The organism is Mucilaginibacter gossypii, assembly GCF_017569325.2.
GTDB lineage: Bacteria > Bacteroidota > Bacteroidia > Sphingobacteriales > Sphingobacteriaceae > Mucilaginibacter > Mucilaginibacter gossypii.
This window is the reverse complement of the sequence record NZ_CP071878.2, coordinates 4,791,701-4,810,696: the sequence shown is the minus strand read 5'-3', so window position 1 is coordinate 4,810,696 and position 18,996 is coordinate 4,791,701. Positions and strand designations below refer to the sequence as shown.

At 42.4% G+C, this 18,996-nt stretch carries 16 protein-coding genes; 15 read left to right on the top strand and 1 reads right to left on the bottom strand.

What is annotated here, in order from left to right; genetic code table 11:
* Positions 1 to 27: 27 nt before the first annotated feature.
* The 10 genes from purQ to J3L18_RS20045 all read left to right on the top strand — a co-directional run bounded on the left by purQ (position 28) and on the right by J3L18_RS20045 (position 10,678).
* Positions 28 to 720 (top strand): phosphoribosylformylglycinamidine synthase subunit PurQ, encoded by a 693-nt coding sequence (purQ, locus tag J3L18_RS20090; RefSeq protein ID WP_129571825.1) that lies wholly within the window; start codon positions 28 to 30, stop codon positions 718 to 720.
* Positions 720 to 1,463 carry a type III pantothenate kinase gene (locus J3L18_RS20085; RefSeq protein ID WP_129571824.1) on the top strand — a complete coding sequence of 248 codons (744 nt, stop codon included), beginning with the start codon at positions 720 to 722 and terminating at the stop codon, positions 1,461 to 1,463. Before purQ ends, J3L18_RS20085 begins: the two co-directional genes overlap by 1 nt.
* On the top strand, positions 1,456 to 2,778 hold the full coding sequence (gene bamG / locus J3L18_RS20080; protein ID WP_091174558.1) for a BamG family beta-barrel-assembly machinery protein: 1,323 nt from the start codon (positions 1,456 to 1,458) through the stop codon (positions 2,776 to 2,778). The genes J3L18_RS20085 and bamG overlap by 8 nt, the downstream gene beginning before the upstream one ends.
* Before the next feature lie 9 nt (positions 2,779 to 2,787).
* Positions 2,788 to 3,366, top strand: coding sequence for an LPS export ABC transporter periplasmic protein LptC (gene lptC, locus J3L18_RS20075; RefSeq protein WP_091174560.1), 579 nt, complete (start codon positions 2,788 to 2,790; stop codon positions 3,364 to 3,366).
* Between the two features lie 94 nt (positions 3,367 to 3,460).
* Positions 3,461 to 5,587: a peptidylprolyl isomerase gene (locus J3L18_RS20070; protein ID WP_129571823.1), complete on the top strand. Its 2,127-nt coding sequence runs from the start codon at positions 3,461 to 3,463 to the stop codon at positions 5,585 to 5,587.
* Between the two features lie 208 nt (positions 5,588 to 5,795).
* Positions 5,796 to 6,311, top strand: coding sequence for a DUF2480 family protein (locus J3L18_RS20065; RefSeq protein WP_129571822.1), 516 nt, complete (start codon positions 5,796 to 5,798; stop codon positions 6,309 to 6,311).
* Between the two features lie 95 nt (positions 6,312 to 6,406).
* Positions 6,407 to 7,201: a DUF3108 domain-containing protein gene (locus J3L18_RS20060; RefSeq protein ID WP_129571821.1), complete on the top strand. Its 795-nt coding sequence runs from the start codon at positions 6,407 to 6,409 to the stop codon at positions 7,199 to 7,201.
* Positions 7,202 to 7,215: 14 nt separating this feature from the next.
* Positions 7,216 to 7,779: a DUF3109 family protein gene (locus J3L18_RS20055; RefSeq protein WP_090534958.1), complete on the top strand. Its 564-nt coding sequence runs from the start codon at positions 7,216 to 7,218 to the stop codon at positions 7,777 to 7,779.
* A gap of 147 nt (positions 7,780 to 7,926) precedes the next feature.
* Entirely contained in the window at positions 7,927 to 9,063 is a 1,137-nt protein-coding gene (gene gmd / locus J3L18_RS20050; RefSeq protein ID WP_129571820.1) for a GDP-mannose 4,6-dehydratase, read from the top strand.
* 28 nt (positions 9,064 to 9,091) lie between these two features.
* Positions 9,092 to 10,678 (top strand): gliding motility protein RemB, encoded by a 1,587-nt coding sequence (locus tag J3L18_RS20045; RefSeq protein WP_129571819.1) that lies wholly within the window; start codon positions 9,092 to 9,094, stop codon positions 10,676 to 10,678.
* 91 nt (positions 10,679 to 10,769) lie between these two features.
* Here the strand turns inward: J3L18_RS20045 and dxs are convergent, their stop codons facing one another.
* A complete protein-coding gene (dxs, locus tag J3L18_RS20040) occupies positions 10,770 to 12,701 on the bottom strand; it encodes a 1-deoxy-D-xylulose-5-phosphate synthase (RefSeq protein WP_091174572.1) in 1,932 nt (643 codons plus the stop codon).
* A gap of 240 nt (positions 12,702 to 12,941) precedes the next feature.
* Here dxs and J3L18_RS20035 point away from each other — a divergent pair, with 240 nt between their 5' ends.
* From J3L18_RS20035 to J3L18_RS20015, 5 genes are all read left to right on the top strand, one after another.
* Positions 12,942 to 13,691: a segregation and condensation protein A gene (locus J3L18_RS20035; RefSeq protein WP_129571818.1), complete on the top strand. Its 750-nt coding sequence runs from the start codon at positions 12,942 to 12,944 to the stop codon at positions 13,689 to 13,691.
* Positions 13,692 to 13,728: 37 nt separating this feature from the next.
* Positions 13,729 to 13,962 carry a hypothetical protein gene (locus J3L18_RS20030; RefSeq protein WP_091174579.1) on the top strand — a complete coding sequence of 78 codons (234 nt, stop codon included), beginning with the start codon at positions 13,729 to 13,731 and terminating at the stop codon, positions 13,960 to 13,962.
* Positions 13,959 to 14,261: a type II toxin-antitoxin system RelE/ParE family toxin gene (locus J3L18_RS20025; protein ID WP_129571817.1), complete on the top strand. Its 303-nt coding sequence runs from the start codon at positions 13,959 to 13,961 to the stop codon at positions 14,259 to 14,261. Before J3L18_RS20030 ends, J3L18_RS20025 begins: the two co-directional genes overlap by 4 nt.
* Before the next feature lie 199 nt (positions 14,262 to 14,460).
* Positions 14,461 to 15,747, top strand: coding sequence for a serine hydroxymethyltransferase (glyA, locus tag J3L18_RS20020; RefSeq protein WP_129571816.1), 1,287 nt, complete (start codon positions 14,461 to 14,463; stop codon positions 15,745 to 15,747).
* A gap of 3 nt (positions 15,748 to 15,750) precedes the next feature.
* A complete protein-coding gene (locus tag J3L18_RS20015; RefSeq protein WP_129571815.1) occupies positions 15,751 to 18,879 on the top strand; it encodes a PAS domain S-box protein in 3,129 nt (1,042 codons plus the stop codon).
* The last annotated feature ends 117 nt before the right edge of the window (positions 18,880 to 18,996 follow it).

Genomic DNA, 18,996 nt, shown 5'->3' with positions numbered 1-18,996 from the left:
TCAACCTCAATTTAAAAAATAATTCTGATGAAGTTTGGAGTAGTTATATTTCCCGGTTCTAATTGTGATGAGGATATCATATATGTATTAGAGAAAGTGATGGGTCAGCAAGTGGTAAGGTTATGGCATAAAGATCATGACCTGCAGGGTGTTGACTTTGTTGTTTTGCCCGGTGGTTTTTCATTTGGTGATTACCTGCGTTCGGGCGCTATTTCCCGTTTTTCGCCAATTATGCAGGAGGTTATCCAGTTTGCAGCCAAAGGTGGTTATGTAATGGGTATTTGCAATGGCTTCCAGATATTGACTGAGGCCGGTTTGTTGCCAGGTGCGCTATTGCACAACACCAATCGCAAATTTATTTGCCGCAACATTTACTTAAAACCGCAAACAACTCAATCATTACTTACCGCTCAGCTTGATCCGCAGCAACCCTTAAGGATCCCGATAGCACATGGTGAAGGTAATTATTTTGCTGATGCAGATGTGATCAAAGCCCTTAACGATAACGACCAGGTAATGTTCAGGTACTGCGATGAGGCCGGCAATATTACTGCTGATGCAAATCCTAACGGATCATTGGAAAATATTGCAGGTGTTACAAACTTAGGTAGGAATGTATTTGGCTTAATGCCACACCCGGAGCGTGCTGCCGACGCCTTGTTAGCCAATGAAGATGGTTTAGCTATTTTTGAATCAATATTATCAATAGTTAGGGCCTGATGACCAGCCTGGTTATCGATATTGGTAATACGCTCATCAAAATCGCGGTTTTTAAACTGGATGAAATACTTGAGGTTAGCCAATATGCAACCATTGATATGCCGGTACTGGATGCTTTGCTTAACAAATACCATCCTGTTAAGGCAATCATGTCGTCGGTAAAAAAAAATACAGAAACATGGCAGGCCGGGCTGGGGCAAAAAATTTCGCTGACGCATTTCAATACTTTAATGACAAGCGGAATAAATAACCATTATTTAACCCCTGAAACCCTCGGGCCCGACAGGCTGGCAGCTGTTATTGGAGCATATCATATGTTCCCGGGGCAAAATAGCCTGATAATAACCGGGGGTACAGCCATTACTTATGATGGTGTTGACACCGCAGGAAATTATTTTGGCGGCAGCATATCGCCGGGCTTAAATATGCGTTATAAGGCTTTGAACAATTATACGGCAGGTTTGCCGCTTATTGAACCCGATGCCGGTTTTGATACGCCATACGGAAACAATACAACCACAGCCATCCGTTCGGGAGTACAAAACGGAATAAAATATGAGCTTACCGGTTTTATTGAAAGTTATAAAACCGGCGAGGGGCAACTGAACATTATACTAAGCGGGGGCGACAGCATTTTTTTTGATACTCTATTGAAAAATAGCATCTTTGCCCGCTACATAAAAATTGAACCATATTTGGTTTTAAAAGGATTAAACGCAGCTATACAAAAGCATAATGATTAAATATACCCGGTTTTTTATAACACTTTTATTGGCTGTTGCCGCTTTTTCAGCACATGCGCAATCAACGGCAACTTCAAGCTCTCCATATTCACGTTACGGTATTGGTGATATTGATCCTCAACTGATGGGCCAAAACATAGGTATGGGCGGTATAGCTGTAGCTACAAACAGGATAAGCCTTTTTAACAATATCAACGTAATAAATCCGGCTTCATACGGTGCCATTAATCTTACAACCATTGATGTTGGCTTATATGCAAATTTTTTAAATCTGTCGCAAACCGGTTCGGCAAGCCAAAAAAACAGCAATTTCAGGCTTAACCACATCGCGTTCGCCATCCCTACTTCAAAACGTTCGGCATTGAGTTTTGGTTTATTGCCATACAGTGAGCGCGGCTATAATTTTAAAAAAACGGTGAATAAATTAGGAACCTCGGGTTCTCCTGCCGATACCAACGTAACAAATTACAGTTACAGCGGCGATGGTAGTTTATCAAAAGCATATTTGGGATATGGTTTTGGCATCGGTAAGCATTTGTTATTAGGTGCAAACGTATCGTACATATTTGGTAATATTAAAGATATCGCTACTACCGAAATTCCTGGTCTGGCAGGTGCCATCAACTCAAAAATTGAATCGAGCAATGCCATTGGTGGTATCAACTATGATTACGGCTTGCAGTATTCATTTGATTTGTCTGAAACCAAGCACCTTGTATTTGGCTATTCGGCATCTGCAGGTACAAAACTGCACACGCAAAGCAGCTTTATTGTTAGCCAGTACTTTAACGATGCAAACGGAAACCAGGACATAGCTGCCGATAGCGTGGTTAGCACAACCGGGCCTAAATCAAAATTAAAATTACCGCAGATCAACAGATTCGGGATCTCTTTCCAAAGTGATGGTAAATTTTTGGTTGGTGCAGATTACTCTATGGGCAAATGGTCCGACTTGTCAATTGCCGGCGTAAATCAGGGTTTACAGGATAGCAAAACTTTCAATATTGGTGGTTCATATACCCCAAACATATCAACCATCAGAAACTACCTTGCCACTGTTGATTACCGCATAGGAGCTATATACGATCAAACTTACATGCACATTAACGGTACTACTATTAAGCGTTATGCCGGTACTGTAGGTGTTGGCTTGCCTTTGCGCTCAAATAACGGCAGTTACTATAAAATTAATATCGCGGCAGAAATAGGTCAGCGCGGTTCGTTGGTTAACGGTTTGGTTAAAGAAAACTACGTTAATATTCACCTTGGCTTTACTCTTAACGATAAGTGGTTTACCAAGTATAAATTCGACTAATTTGTTGTCATGAGCCGCCCAGCTGTTAACATACCGGCATTATGCCTGTTACTGTTGCCAATGGCGGCTTTCCTGTCTTCGTGCGAAAATGACCTGAAAAAGGTTAGGGAAATTTCAGCTAATGAGGTTGATACTGTAGCCCAGCGCACTACAGGGCTTGATCTGATCATGAGCGATTCGGCCAAAGTGGAGATCCATCTTACTGCACCGTTGATGGTCGAATACCAGATCAAGAAACCTTATAAAATTATGCCTAAAGGCGTAAAGATCGACTACTATGATCGGGGAACTGGTCAGTTTGCAGGCGATATCATTGCAGATACCGGCATTCAGCGTGAGCAGGAAAAGCTGATTGAGTTTCATGGCAACGTAGTTGCCACCAACGCCAAAGGCGAAACCTTTAAATCAAACGAATTATTTTGGGACCAGGTAACCAAGCGGGTTTACTCTAATAAACCTGTTCAGGCCACACTTAGCGGCGGTAATGTTATGAACGGCAATACCTTTGAAAGTGATGATAAGCTTTTAAACCCTACCTTTAAAAGCAGCACCGGGCTGTTTCATGTTGATGAAAAAGCGACACAATAATGACTTTTTTTAACGAAAATTTTGTGTTATAGAATTTTGTTAAAAATTGTATCTTGCGCCCTCTTAAAAAGAATAGAATAATTATAAATGTAATATGGGTATAATGGGTTTTTTGCGCGAAAGGATGGGGAAGATTCTCGCATTCTTTATTGGTTTCGCGCTGCTTGCATTTATTGTGAGCGAAGTTGTAAGATCGGGCGGTTCCTTTTTCAGGGACGATAGTAACGAGCTTGCCGTTGTTAACGGCGAAAAAGTGCCCTATGACAAATTCAACGAAAAGCTGGAGCAAAACTCTGCACAGTTTAAACAACAGGGACAAAGTATCTCTCCGCAAATAGCAAGCTATTTGCAGGAAACTACCTGGAACCAGTATTTAAGCCAGTTGCTGATAGGCAAAGAAATTGAAAAACTTGGCCTTACTGTTGGTGATGATGAAATGAACGTAATGATCGGTGATAACAATCCCGACCCGCAGATAGCCCGCCAGTTTGCCGATCAGCAAACCGGTCAGTTTGATCGTAGCAGGTATGATCAGTTCAAAGCCTACCTGCAATCAGGCAAAGCCGACCCTGCTCAGAAAAAAGCCTGGAGCGATTTTGTGATCGACCTGATAGAAGCTAAAAAAGCTACCAAATATATGACTTTGGTTACCAACGGCCTGTATGTAAACTCGCTTGAAGCTACAGATGATTACGAAGCAAAAAACAAGCTGGCTAACTTTAAATATGTATCGCTTGATTATGCTTCAATTCCTGATGCTAAAGTTACTTTAACCGATGCTGATTACAGCGCATATTATGATGCACACAAAGCTTCATTTAAAACTCCGCAGGAGTTAAGGAATTTTGAATACGTTAGTTTTAACGCAGCTCCTTCGAAAGAAGACTCGGCGGCAGTTAAACAACAAGCTGATAAGTTAGCCAATGAATTCAAAACTACGCCTAACGATTCGCTTTTTGTGCAGATCAATGCCGAAACCAAAGCGCCTTTGGCTTACCAGCGTAAAGGCAGCCTTGATCCTAAACTGGATACTGCCATGTTTAGCGCGGCTAAAGGTTTTGTTTATGGTCCTTACCTTGAAAACGGCAGCTACAAAATAGCTAAGCTGGTTGATACCAAAACCACTTTCGATTCGGTTAAAACCAGGCATATCCTGATCGACCTTGCATCTGCAGGCGGTGAAGAAAAAGCTAAAGCTAAAGCCGATTCAATTAAAAAATTAATCCAGGGCGGTAAATCATTTGCTGAACTTGCAACAGCTTTCTCTGCCGATAAAGGCAGCGCAGTAAAGGGCGGTGAAATTCCTTCATTTGACGCCAATGGCTCAATGGGCGGTCAGGGCAATTTAGTTCCTGAATATTACAATGCTGCTTATAAAGCAAATAAAGGCGATATTCTTGTTGTAAAATCACAATTTGGCTACCACGTTATCCAGGTTGAAGATCAAAAAGGTTCTGTTAAACTGGTTAAAGTTGGTGTAGTTGATAAGCCGTTAACTGCAAGCAGCAAAACCCAAACAGTAGCTTACAGCAAAGCCCAGGCATTCTTAGCTTCATTAACACCTGATAATTTTGAGGCAGAAGCAAAAAAAGAAGGTTTGAAACCCCGTACCGCCGAAGATGTTACCGCGATAGCTTCTGGTCTTCCTGGCCTGGATAACGCGCGTGACGTGGTTAGATGGGCTTACAAAGCCGAAAAAGGCGATATTACTGATAAAGTATTTACCGTAGGCGACCAGTATATAGTAAGCCGCCTTACTGAAATTAAACCTAAAGGTACGTTATCTCTTGAGGCTGTTAAAAAGCAAATTGAGCCAATGGTACGTAATGAGGTTAAAGCTAAACAATTGAAAGAGAAATTTGACACAGCCCTTAGCAGCGGTACTTCAATTGACCAGGTTGCCCAAAAAGTAGGCAGCAAGGTAGTTCCGGTTGAAAACATTGTATTTGCCAATCCTATTATTCCAGGTCAATCGGCAGAATATAAAGTTATCGGTTCAATCTTTGGTTCGGCAATCAACAAAATTTCAAAGCCTGTTGATGGTGCCCAAGGTGTTTATGTATATGTGGTTAATGGTTTCACTAACCCGCCGGCACTAACCAACGCTATTAAACAAAAAGAACAAATTAACCAGGCGCTTTTGCAACGTTCACAAGGCCAGGTGCTGGATGCATTAAAAGATAATGCAATTGTAAAAGATAACAGGGCTAAATTCTTCTAAACAAAATTTAAAGTAAATTTGCATCCGGGATCAGCGTTAAGCCGTTCCCGGATTTTTTGTTTATATACGGGCTTTTATATAGGGCAGTTAAGTAGTATTAGCTTTAAACTTTGTGCGTTCTGCTTTCAGCTGCTTATAAAAATATTGATAATCAAGCTCAGCGGCTTTAGGCTTTATGCCTTCAGCTTTTAGCTTTCATATAAAAGATATGGATATCCAGGAAAACATAATAAACAAGGTAGCTCAGAGCGGCCTCGTTACCTTAGACCCGGCCTCTTTTTATCCTGCCGGCGATCGCGTCATTTATGATATTAAAGATAACCTGTTCCATGGCCTGATCCTTCGCGAGAAAGATTTCAGGGACTTTATAAAAGAACATGACTGGGCGCAATACGAGAGTAAAAATGTAGGTATCACCTGCACTGCCGATGCTATTGTACCAGCTTGGGCATATATGCTGCTGGCCAATCGGATGGCCCCTTACGCCCGCGAAATTGTTTTTGGGGATAAAGAGGTATTGGAAACTGTACTTTTTGAAAAGGAAATAGCCAAAGCAGATTTTGAGCAATACCGTGGGCAGCGGATTGTGTTGAAAGGTTGCGGCGATACCGAAGTGCCGGTATCTGCTTATGTTGAGCTGACTAAAAAGCTGAGTGCTGTGGTTAAAAGCCTCATGTTTGGTGAGCCTTGCTCAACAGTACCTATCTATAAGCGTAAGGATTAAGTATTTAAGCGGCAGTGCGCAATAAAAACAAGTTTAAACCATTTATAATAGCAGTTGTCATATCACAAGCCCCGGCTAAAAAGGGCTATTAATCAATGAAGAAACTGCTGATAAATAAAAACTTTTTTACTGTACTGCTTTTTATAACCTGCTGCAAGGGTGGATTTGCCCAGGAACTGAAAAAGATCAATGAATCGATATTTAAAGCAGGTGAACAACTGGACTACAAGATGAAATACGGTTTTTTTACTGCTGCCGAAGCTACCATAAAGGTAGAGGCCAGTGATAAGAAATATAATGACCGCCCTACATTTCATCTCGTGGCCGAAGGCAAAACCGCCGGCTCTTTCGACCTTTTTTACAAGGTACGCAACCGTTATGAATCATATGTAGATCAAACAACGTTGATGCCCTATTTTTATACTGAAAACAGGCGCGAAGGTAAGTACAGGCATACCGACAATGTTACGTTCGATCAGAAAGACAAGAAGGTAACCGCAAATAAAGGAACATTCGGGTATAAAGGCGAATCCTTTGATTTTGTATCGGCTTATTATTTTGCGCGGGCCATTGATGTTTCAAAGCTGCAACAGGGCGATACTTTTGATCTGCAATATTTCCTGGAAGACGGGTTTCACAGTATGCAAATAACCTATGTTGGCACTGAAACGGTTGAATGTTCGCTTGGTAAGTTTAATTGTCTTAAATTTAGCCCGGCAATTATTCCGGGGCGTATTTTTCGGAAAAACAGCAAGTTGTACCTTTGGGTTACCAACGATAAGAACAGGATCCCGGTAAAGGCCCACGTTGAAGTGCTGATAGGCAGCGTAACAATGGACCTGAAATCGGCTGCAGGACTTAAATATCCTTTGAACCCTATAAAAGATTGATTTAAAAAAAGATAATGATTGAGGTTGGCAATGTATTACTGCACGAGGATGTGGTAAAAGAGAATTTTGTATGTAATTTAAATAAATGCAAGGGTGCCTGCTGCCTTGAAGGAGACTCGGGCGCGCCACTTAATGCCGATGAACTCGATATCCTGAAAGAGATCTATCCCAAAGTAAAGCCTTACCTTACCGCCAAAGGAATCAAAACCATTGAAAAGGAAGGGGTTTATGTAACCGATTTTGAAGGGGATTATACTACGCCCTGTGTTGATACCAATAAAGAATGCGCCTATGTAATATGGGAAAACGGCATTACGAAATGCGGTATTGAAAAAGCGTACGAAGAAGGTGCCGTTAATTGGAAAAAACCCATATCGTGTCATTTATATCCTATCCGCATAACATCTTATCCCGAGTTTGATGTTTTAAACTATGACCGTTGGAGTATCTGCAGCCCTGCATGTTCATTTGGTGATGAGTTGAAAGTGCGCGTTCACGAATTTTTGAAAGATCCGCTCATCCGTAAATACGGAGCAGATTGGTACCGGGAACTGGAAGATACCGTTGCCGGAATTTAATCTTTTGTAAAACTTTTTAGGCCGGATATTTTTTTCCTTAAACTGTAGTATAACGCCTTGCCTAAACCTATATATTGAGCGTTATAGGAGTAATTACAATAAAATTGGATATTATTGTACTACCTAATATATCTACGGTCATAATTAATGAAAAAGGCTTTAATAACAGGCATAACGGGTCAGGATGGCGCTTATTTAGCAGAGTTTTTGCTGAAGAAGGGCTACGAGGTACATGGGGTTAAACGCCGCTCATCCTTATTAAATACCGACAGGATAGATCATTTATACCATGACCCACATGAGTCTGGTGTTAAATTCAGCCTGCATTATGGCGACCTCACCGATTCAACAAATCTGATCAGGCTTATACAGGAAGTTCAGCCCGATGAAATTTATAACCTGGCAGCACAAAGTCATGTAAAAGTGAGCTTTGAAACTCCCGAATATACTGCCAATGCCGATGGTGTTGGTGTACTCCGTATTCTTGAAGCTGTAAGGCTTCTTGATCTCACCAAAAAAACACGCATCTACCAGGCTTCCACATCCGAGCTGTATGGTTTGGTGCAGGCTGTGCCCCAAAGTGAAACCACGCCCTTTTATCCACGCTCACCTTACGCGGTGGCAAAACTATATGGCTACTGGATTGTAGTTAATTATCGCGAAGCATATGGCATGTATGCCTGCAACGGGATTTTGTTTAACCATGAAAGCCCGGTAAGGGGCGAAACTTTCGTTACCCGGAAAATTACCCGGGCAGCATCAAAAATAGCCCTTGGCTCGCAAAACTGTTTGTATGTAGGCAACCTTTCGGCGCAGCGCGATTGGGGGCATGCCAAAGATTATATAGAGGCGATGTGGCTGATGCTGCAGCAGGAAAGGGCCGAAGACTTTGTAATAGCAACCGGCGTAACAACCACCGTCCGCGATTTTATCAGGATGGCTTTCATGGAGTTGGGTATCGAAGTTGAATTTAGCGGAAAGGATGAGAACGAGCGTGGGGTGATTATTGATATTGATGAGGAAAGGGCCGTCGCGCTTGGATTGAACCTGGCGGTTTTGAGGTTTGGGCAAACTGTTGTAAAAGTTGATCCCAGGTATTTCAGGCCGACAGAGGTTGATCTGTTAATTGGAGATGCTGCCAAAGCTTATAACAAGCTCGGCTGGAAACCAAAATATGACATGCAGGCATTGGTGACCGATATGGTACTGGCAGATCTGCAATTGGTAAAAAAAGACGAATATCTGAAAAAAGGCGGGTTTAGCACACCTAATTATTTTGAATAACCAAGTATAAAACCATATAAACCATTATATGAAGAGAATATTTACAAGCATTATCTTACTGCTTTTGATAAGCGGGTTTGCGAAGGCCCAGTCAATATACCAACCTTATAACTACCAGTTTTACCAGAAACTAAATGAGGATGTTTATTCAACCAAAACAAGGGTACATAGTTCATTAAAACCATTTATGGTTGATGACTCACTTTTGAAAGTTCACTATGACTCATTGATGAACTTAAACGATCTTAAAGGGCGTTTTTTTAATGAACATCAGATTGATGTTAAGAGCAGCAACTCCACCTTCTATGCCGATCTATTACCCGACTTTAATCTAAGCCGTGATTTCTCAGGGAAAAAGAACACCAATTTTGGTACACTTGGGATCCAGTTGGGCGGTACCTTCGGAAAAAACTTTTCGTATAATGTGGCCGGATATGAAAACCGCGCGGTATTACCTAATTATTTACAAACCTACGTTAACCAGGTTGGCATAGCCCCAGGGCAGGCGTACGCTGGTATTTACGGCAATGAGTACCGCTGGTCATATATCACGGCTAACGTTTCGTATACACCGATAAAGTTTTTGAACATCAGCGCGGGGCGCGATAAAACCTTTGTTGGCGATGGCTACCGGTCATTATTATTATCTGATTATGCGTCACCATATCCATTTTTCAAGCTAACGGCTACGCTGGGCAATGTACGTTATATGGCAATGTGGACTTATTTTGATGACCCGCTTTCGATAAAAGTAGATAACGGGGACAGGAAAAAATTTGGTGTATTTCACTATTTAGACTGGAACGTATCTAACCGGTTATCACTGGGTTTCTTTGATGCGGTGATATGGGCTGCTAAGGATGATTTAGGGCATAAACGCGGGTTTGATTTTACTTACATCAACCCAGTGATATTTTTAAGGCCTGTTGAAGCTTCAAATGGCTCACCCGATAATGCTTTGATAGGGTTTACAGCTAAATATAAGCTAACTGATGGCATCACCGCTTATGGTCAGTTTTCCCTTGACGAATTTGAGTCTTCAAGCTTCTTTTCAAGTAAGGGGAGCTCTCGCAATAAATACGGATTTCAATTGGGTGTAAGGGGGGCTAACCTGTTTAATGTTAAAGGCTTAAATTATTTGCTCGAGACAAATAATGTTAAACCATATACCTATTCAGAGCGTTTTTCGGTGATCAATTACACTGAAAATGGCGAGCCGATAGGACATCCCTGGGGCGCCAATTTCCGTGAAGTAGTTGGACTGCTTAACTATTCATATAAAAGGTTTGATTTTTCAGGAGAGCTTGACTATGGGCATTACGGGCTTGATATCAATGGCCTGAACTATGGTAAAGACCCTTTTCAAGGTTATCGTGACCCGGCAAGGTTATATGGCAACTACACCGGGCAGGGCTTAACCACCAATATGGTTTACCTGGAGGGAAAAGTGGCCTATTTAATCAACCCTAAATATAACTTAAGGTTTGAGCTTGGCGGCCTGGTACGCCGTGAAAAGAATAGCCAGTTTAATGATAAAACATCAATGTTAACCTTTGGTATCCGTAGTTCATTCCGTGCTATATACAATGATTTGGCGAGGTATAAAGCGAATTAGTTGGGGCTCTGCGTGATTAAAGAATTTTAACAAAACATAAAAAGCGACCATCAGTCGCTTTTTATGTTTTGTACGTAATAACAATTTTGCATTACGACGCTATCGTATTCACATTGCGTTTCTCAGCCATGTTACGTACTTGCCTGGCTATACCGTTGGCATCAAAGCCACAGTCGGCCCATAGTTCGGGCTGGTCGCCATGTTCAATAAACTTGTCAGGGATACCCAGGCGTTTAACCTGGATATTGGTATAGCCATTATCGGCCATAAATTCAAGTACCGCGCTACCCATGCCGCCTTCAATGCAACCGTCTTCAACAGTAATTACTTTATTAAAGTTTTTGAATACGTCATGTAATAAAGCTTCATCAAGCGGTTTTACAAAGCGGAGATCGTAATGGGCCGGGTTATAACCTTCGGCATTGAGTTCGGCAGTGGCTTTAATCACCTCGTTGCCGATAGCGCCAATAGACAGGATAGCCACATCATCGCCATCACAAACCTTACGGCCTTTGCCTACGGGGATGGCTTTGAACGGACGCTGCCAGTCAACCATAACACCATTGCCACGTGGATACCTGATCACGAATGGTCCCATGTTTTCCTGCTGGGCAGTAAACATCAGGTTGCGCAGTTCTTCCTCGTTCATGGGGGCAGATACCACCATATTGGGGATACAGCGCATGTAGGCCATGTCATAAGCGCCATGGTGGGTAGCGCCATCAGCCCCTGCAAATCCTGCACGGTCAAGGCAAAATACTACATTGAGCTTTTGTATGGCCACGTCATGGATCACCTGGTCATAAGCCCGCTGCATAAAGCTGGAGTAAATGTTGCAGAACGGAATGAGCCCCTGGGTAGCTAAACCGGCGGAGAAAGTTACCGCATGCTGCTCGGCAATACCTACGTCAAACGCACGGTTAGGCATGGCCTTCATCATCAGGTTTAATGAACAACCTGATGGCATCGCCGGCGTAATACCCATGATCTTAGGGTTTTGCTCGGCCAGTTCAATGATACTATGCCCAAATACATCCTGGTATTTAGGAGGCTGAGGCTTATCGTATTTAGTTTTTTTGATTTCGCCGGTGATCTTGTCAAACAAGCCCGGAGCATGCCACTTGGTCTGGTCTTTTTCGGCAAGGGCATAGCCTTTACCTTTCACCGTGATACAGTGCAGTAATTTAGGCCCCGGAATATCGCGCAGGTCCTTTAAAACTTTTATCAGATGATTAACATCATGCCCGTCAATAGGGCCAAAATAACGGAACTTAAGCGCTTCAAAAAAGTTGCTGCGTTTAAGCAGGGTACCTTTAATGCTTTTTTCGAGTTTTTGGGCTACTTTAAAGGCATCTGGGCCAATGGATGATAGTTTGGCCAGTACGTGGGCAATATCGTCCCTGAAGCGGTTGTATGGCTTTGACGTGGTTATGTCAGTCAGGTATTCTTTCAATGCGCCAACATTAGGGTCGATGGCCATGTTATTGTCATTCAAAATCACCAGGAGATTGGAGTTTTCAATGCCGGCATGGTTAAGTGCTTCAAAGGCCATGCCTGCGGTCATCGAGCCGTCGCCAATTACGGCTACATGCTGCCTGTCTGTTTCGCCTTTATAATGAGAGGCAACAGCCATGCCCAATGCGGCAGATATAGAAGTTGATGAATGGCCTACACCAAAAGTATCATATATGCTTTCCGAACGTTTTGGGAAGCCGCTGATGCCACCATGAATACGGTTGGTGTGAAACTCATCACGGCGGCCGGTAAGTATTTTATGGCCGTAAGCCTGGTGCCCAACATCCCAAACTAACTGATCGTATGGCGTATTAAGTACGTATTGTAGCGCTACGGTAAGTTCAACCACACCCAGGCTGGCGGCAAAGTGCCCGCCATTAACTGATACTACGTCAATAATATACTGGCGTAGTTCCTTGCATACCTGTTCAAGCTCTGTTTCATTAAGTAGCTTTAAATCAGATGGATAATTTATTTTTTGTAATAAATTCCCGGCCGGTACCTGCATTGACATTCGTAAGGATATTTAACCTGCAAAATAAACTAATTATTGTTACATTCAGGGTATATAAAGATATTAAATTACTTAACAAACAGGATATGCCAAACAAAACAGTTTGGTTAAGGCATATTGTGATGATCAACAGAGGCAGTGGATTATTTGTTTTTAAACCTGAAAGTCTGTGCTTTGCAGCTTAATTCTTACTGCGATGAATCCGGCCGAAATGTTTATTTTTGACCGGATTTTATGACCGACGATAGTTTTGCCATTAGGTTACCCCAGTTTGAAGGCCCGTTTGACCTGCTGCTGTTTTTCATTGAGCGCGATGAGCTGGATATTCACGATATCCCAATAGCAAAAATTGCCGATGATTTTTTGCACTACCTGCACCAGATGAGCAGCCTCAATATGGAAATTGCCAGCGAATTTATTTTCGTGGCAGCAACACTTATGCGCATTAAGGCCAAAATGCTGTTGCCGCGTTACGGCACCGAAGAGGGCGGCGATGACCCGGACACCAAAGAAAACCTGATCAGGAAACTCATCGAGTATAAAAAGTTTAAAGAGGTGTGTGAAGAGATCAGGCCCATGGAAGATGAGCGATTTAAACAGGAAAAGCGCGGCAATATCAAACATGACCTCGAACAGGTTGAAAAAGTGGCCGTCCCCGGCGAAGAGTTATCCGAATTAACCCTTTACCGTCTTATGGTTGTTTATGAGCGGATGATCCGCTATTTCACCAGGCGCAGCGAGGAGGTGAAACACACGGTAGTACAGTATCCTTACACCATCGAAAAACAAAAAAAAGCAGTTGCTGATCTGCTTAAGATTAATAAAATGCTCGATTTTAAAGCAATCGCCAAAGAATCTGAAAACAAAGTTCATTTTGTATATAACTTTTTGGCGGTGCTTGAAATGTTGCAACAGGAGCTGATAGATATCCAAATTGGGTTGGGTTATAATAACTTTTGGATTTCACCGAAAGTGGAAAGTTAAAATCAAAATTATTAACTTTATAATAAAGTTTCAAATTATGGATATTGCATTAAAGTATAAAATAGTAGAAAAGATAATTCAGAGTAACGATGATAATATACTTAATGAAATAAACTCATTGTTGGGCTTATCCGAAAATGATTTTTGGTCAGATCTTCCAACACCGGTTCAGCAAGCTATTGATAAAGCAAAAAATCAGCTTGATCAAGGTAAAGGTACTCCCCACAAAGAGGTAATGGCTAAAATACAATCTCGTTTTCTGAATAAATGATGCAACACGAGATTGTCATTTGGTCGCCTGTTGCAGAACTTACCTATTATGAGATATTGGAATATCTTGATGAGAACTGGACTGTTAAAGAGGTGATAGCCTTTGTTAAACGTACCAATGAAGTGATCGGTCACATATCCAATAACCCGTTACTTTATCCCTATTCTAAACAAAGTGATACACATAAATGTGTCGTTGTAAAACAGGTAAGCTTGTTTTATCGTGTAAAAGCCAATAATATTATCGAGCTTTTAATGTTTTGGGATAATCGGCTTGATCCGGATAAACTTAAATTCTAAACCTGCAATGCATGAGTAATCTATAGTCATTGTAGCTGTATGAAATTCTATTAATTTATTCGCTGTAAAAGCCTGAATAGCAAATAATATTATGTTTACTTTTTATTAAGTAAAATTTAACATTGCGGTATCTCAAATCTTATATCTCACATCTCAAATCTATATCAATTGTGTAACTTAGCGCCGTTAAAAACACACAATGAAAAGAGATAAACTGATATTTAAGCTATTGGATGAAGAGCAGCAACGCCAGGAAGAGGGCATTGAACTTATAGCATCTGAGAATTTTGTAAGCAGGCAGGTTATGGAAGCTGCAGGTTCTGTTGCAACCAACAAATATGCCGAAGGTTTACCGGGCAAACGCTATTACGGCGGCTGCCAGGTGGTTGACGAAATTGAAACCATAGCTATCGAGCGCGCTAAGCAATTGTTTAATGCCGAGTGGGTTAACGTACAACCTCATTCTGGTGCACAGGCAAACGCGGCAGTTATGCTTGCTGTATTGCAGCCGGGCGATAAAATATTAGGTTTTGACCTTTCACATGGTGGTCACTTAACGCATGGTTCGCCCGTTAACTTTTCGGGTAAATTATATGAACCTCATTTTTATGGTGTAAGTAAAGAAACTGGTTTGGTTGACTATGCTCAGTTAAAAGAAGTAGCCCTGCGCGAAAAACCGAAACTGATCATCGCAGGAGCTTCGGCTTACTCGCGCGATTGGGATTATGAATTTATCCGCAAAGTGGCTGATGAGGTTGGTGCTTTGGTGCTGGCTGATATTTCGCACCCGGCAGGTTTAATTGCCCGTGGCTTGTTAACTGATCCGCTGCCACATTGCCACATCGTTACTACTACTACCCACAAAACTTTACGCGGCCCTCGTGGCGGCTTAATTATGATGGGTAAGGATTTCGAAAACCCATTCGGCATCAAAACTCCAAAAGGGGAGATCAGGATGATGTCGTCATTGTTGGATATGGCCGTGTTCCCAGGTACACAGGGTGGCCCGTTGGAGCACATCATAGCTGCTAAAGCAGTAGCTTTTGGTGAGGCTTTGAGCGATAGCTACATGAAATACATTGTGCAGGTTAAAAAGAATGCCGATGCTATGGCCGAAGCATTTGTGAAGCTGGGCTATCAGATCATATCTGGCGGTACCGATAATCATTTAATGCTGATCGATCTTCGTAATAAAAATATTACAGGCAAAGCTGCCGAAAATGCTTTGGTAACTGCCGATATCACCGTGAATAAAAATATGGTGCCATATGATGATAAATCGCCATTTGTAACCTCAGGCGTCCGTGTAGGTACTGCGGCTATCACCACCCGCGGGATGAAGGAAAAACATATGGAGCATATTGTTGAATTGATAGATGCTGTAATTTCTGATCCTGAAAATGAACATTCTATCAAGAAAATCCGTAAAAGGGTTCACAAGTTAATGTACGACTTCCCGTTGTACAGAGATAAGGACTCAGAGTAAAAAATGACACTAAGGCAGGAAGATCCATCAAACATAGAAGATAAGCGCTTAGCAGCGCTTAAATCATACAATGTTTTGGATACCATGCCTGAAAAGGAGTACGACGCTATTACGCGTTTAGCCTCCTACATATGCCAGGTACCGGTAGCGCTGATAACGCTGCTTGATGCAGAAAGACAATGGTTTAAATCAGCATACGGCGTCGACGTGGGGGAAACACCCCGCGCCGACGCTTTTTGTAACCGCACCATCCAATCTGATGCGCTTCTTGAAATAGCCGACTCCAAAGAAGATGAGGAGTTTAAGGATAATCCCGCAGCCAATGGAATGGGCGTACGCTTTTATGCCGGCGCGCCGTTGATTGACCCGGATGGCCACAGGCTTGGCTCATTGTGCGTGATTGATACAAAGCCGCGTAAGCTCACAGCCGAACAGCGTGATGCGCTCCGCACACTGGCCGATGAGGTCATGTCGCACCTGCTGCTCCGGAAACAGAAGCTTGAATTGGAGAAAAATTTGAAAAGCCATCAGGAGTTTCATAATCTTTTTGACAGTTCTCCTGATATCCATTGCATTATGGACCGGGATTTTATCATTGAGCAAATCAATCGTTCTGCCAAATCTGTTTTAGGCTATTCGACCGTTGAGGTTATAGGTAAACCTATCTGGAGCTTTTTCCAGGAAGAAGAGCGGGCTAAATCGCTGTCGGCCCTGAAAAAAGGATTAGGCAGGCAGCAACGCCATTTCGAAATAGAAGCAAATATTATAACACCGTCGGGCGATATTAAATGCATCAGCTGGTCGGTAACTTTTAAAAGTGATAAATGGTTTGCCAGCGGGCGCGATATCAGCTATCAAAAAAAGGTGGCCAATGAATTGGCATTATTATCATTGGTGGCAAGTAGGGTTACCAGTGGTGTGGTTATCAGCAATGCGGCAGATGAGGTGATATGGACCAATGAAGCTTTTGAGCAAATAACCGGCTATAACCAGGCCGATGTAGAAAACCGGCGCCTGCGCGATGTGCTTAAAGGTGTACCGTTGGATGCCGAAGCTGTAAAACGGCTTGATGAAGCCATCCGCAACCAGGTATCTTACGAAGTAGACTTGTTGATAGATAAAAAAGGTGGTGAACCGGTTTGGATCTCGGTATTTAACTCGGTGATCCGCGACAGTGCCGGCCAAACAGATAAATTTATCAGGGTTATTATTGATATAACCCAGCGTAAAAAAATAGAACAGGAACTGGAGATACTGTCCTTCGCGGCTCGTAAATCGCCAAGCGGCATCCTGATCCGCAGTAATACGGGCGAGGTGATCTGGATGAACGAAGCCCTGGAGAATATAACAGGTTATACGTTTGACGAAATGCGTGGTAAAATGTTTGGTACCATGCTGGTTGGTGAAGATACCGACCTTAATGTGTTTAAGGCGGCAGTAAAAGCTGTAGAGGAAAAACGGGGATATGAAGTTGAAATAAAAGTTTATAAAAAGGACAAAACCCCGATCTGGATCTTTCTGTCAAATAGCCCTTTATTTAATGAAACAGGCAGTGTTGAAAGACAGATAGCTGTAATGGTTGACATCACCGAACGTAAGAAAACCGAAGAGCAGGTAAACATGCTTTCGTTGGTGGCCAGCAGTACTGCCAGTGGCGTGGTAATTAATAACAGCGATGGTAAGGTTGAGTGGGTCAATAAAGCGTTTGAGCAAATAACCGGCTATACTTTGCTTGATGTGAAAGACAACCATCTTGGCGATGTGCTAAAAGGGGAGCTTACCGACGTATCTATTATCCAAAAGGCACGGGAGTTATCCCGCAATAAACAATCGTTTGAGGTTGACCTGCTGGTTTACCGGAAAGACAGGCAGCCTTTGTGGATTTCGGTGATCAACTCGGTGATTATTAACAGTAAGGGCGAAGTTGATAAATACATAGAGGTTATCATTGACATAACTGCTAAAAAGAAGGCTGAAATCGAACTCATTAATGCCCGGGAGGAAGCTGTACAGCTGAGTCGCGCCAAAGATATGTTCATATCGGTAATGAGCCACGAGATTCGTACGCCGCTGAATGCCGTAATTGGTATGTCGCATTTGTTACTAGAGGATGATCCGCTTGATGGGCAAAAGGAAAACCTTAACATCCTGAAATTCTCGGCCGAAAACCTGATGACACTGATCAATGATGTGCTTGATTTTGCCAAGATCGAAACCGGGAATGTTGAGCTGGAGAAGGAGCGGGTTGATTTAACCGAGCTTGTTCAAAGCATAACAAGCTCCATGCAGTATAAAGCCGCCGAAAAAAATATATATATTAGCAAAAGCATTGATGAGGCTATACCCAAAGTGATTTTGGGCGACCGCACCCGACTTATCCAGATATTACTAAACCTTGTTGGTAATGCCATTAAATTTACCGAGAAAGGTGGAGTTACCATCGATCTGAAAGTGATTCAGCAATCAGAACAGGATGTGCGCATCAGGTTTGCAGTAATTGATACCGGCATAGGCATTGCAGCAAATAAACTGGGTACTATATTTGAGCAGTTTAAGCAGGCCGAACTGGATACTACACGCAAGTTTGGAGGTACCGGCCTTGGCCTCGCTATCAGCAAGCGGTTAATTGAACTGCACGACTCGCGCATAAATGTTGACAGCGTACCAGGACAGGGATCAACATTTTGGTTTACCATAGGCTTTAAAAAAGAAGACTACCAGTCGAACAGAAATAGTAATAACGTGGAAGAAGGACTTAAAATAAATGTTTTAGTAGTAGATGACAATCAGATTAACCGCCTGCTCATTAATAAGATATTAAAGAAATGGGGTGCCAGCGCTGATTTTGCCGAAAACGGCATTGAAGCTATTGAAAAGGTTGAAACCAACCGCAACTACAACGTAGTGCTGATGGATATCCACATGCCCGAAATGGGCGGTTTGGAAGCGACAGGCATTATCCGCGCTAAAACAGAAGCTTATTTCCAGCAGTTACCAATCATTGCCCTTACGGCCTCTATGCTCAGCAACCAAATGGGCGAGATTAACAATGCCGGAATGAATGACTATATCCTTAAACCCTTTGACCCGAGGGTGCTTTACGATAAATTAAGCAGGTACCAGCAGCAGTAGGCTGTTATTGATTAGAGACTGAAGATTAGAGGTTAGTTTGTTTAAATCCCGGTACTAAAACAGGTGTCATTGCGATAGCGCGGCCATCGCATGGAAGCATGACCGCCCTGTATAACA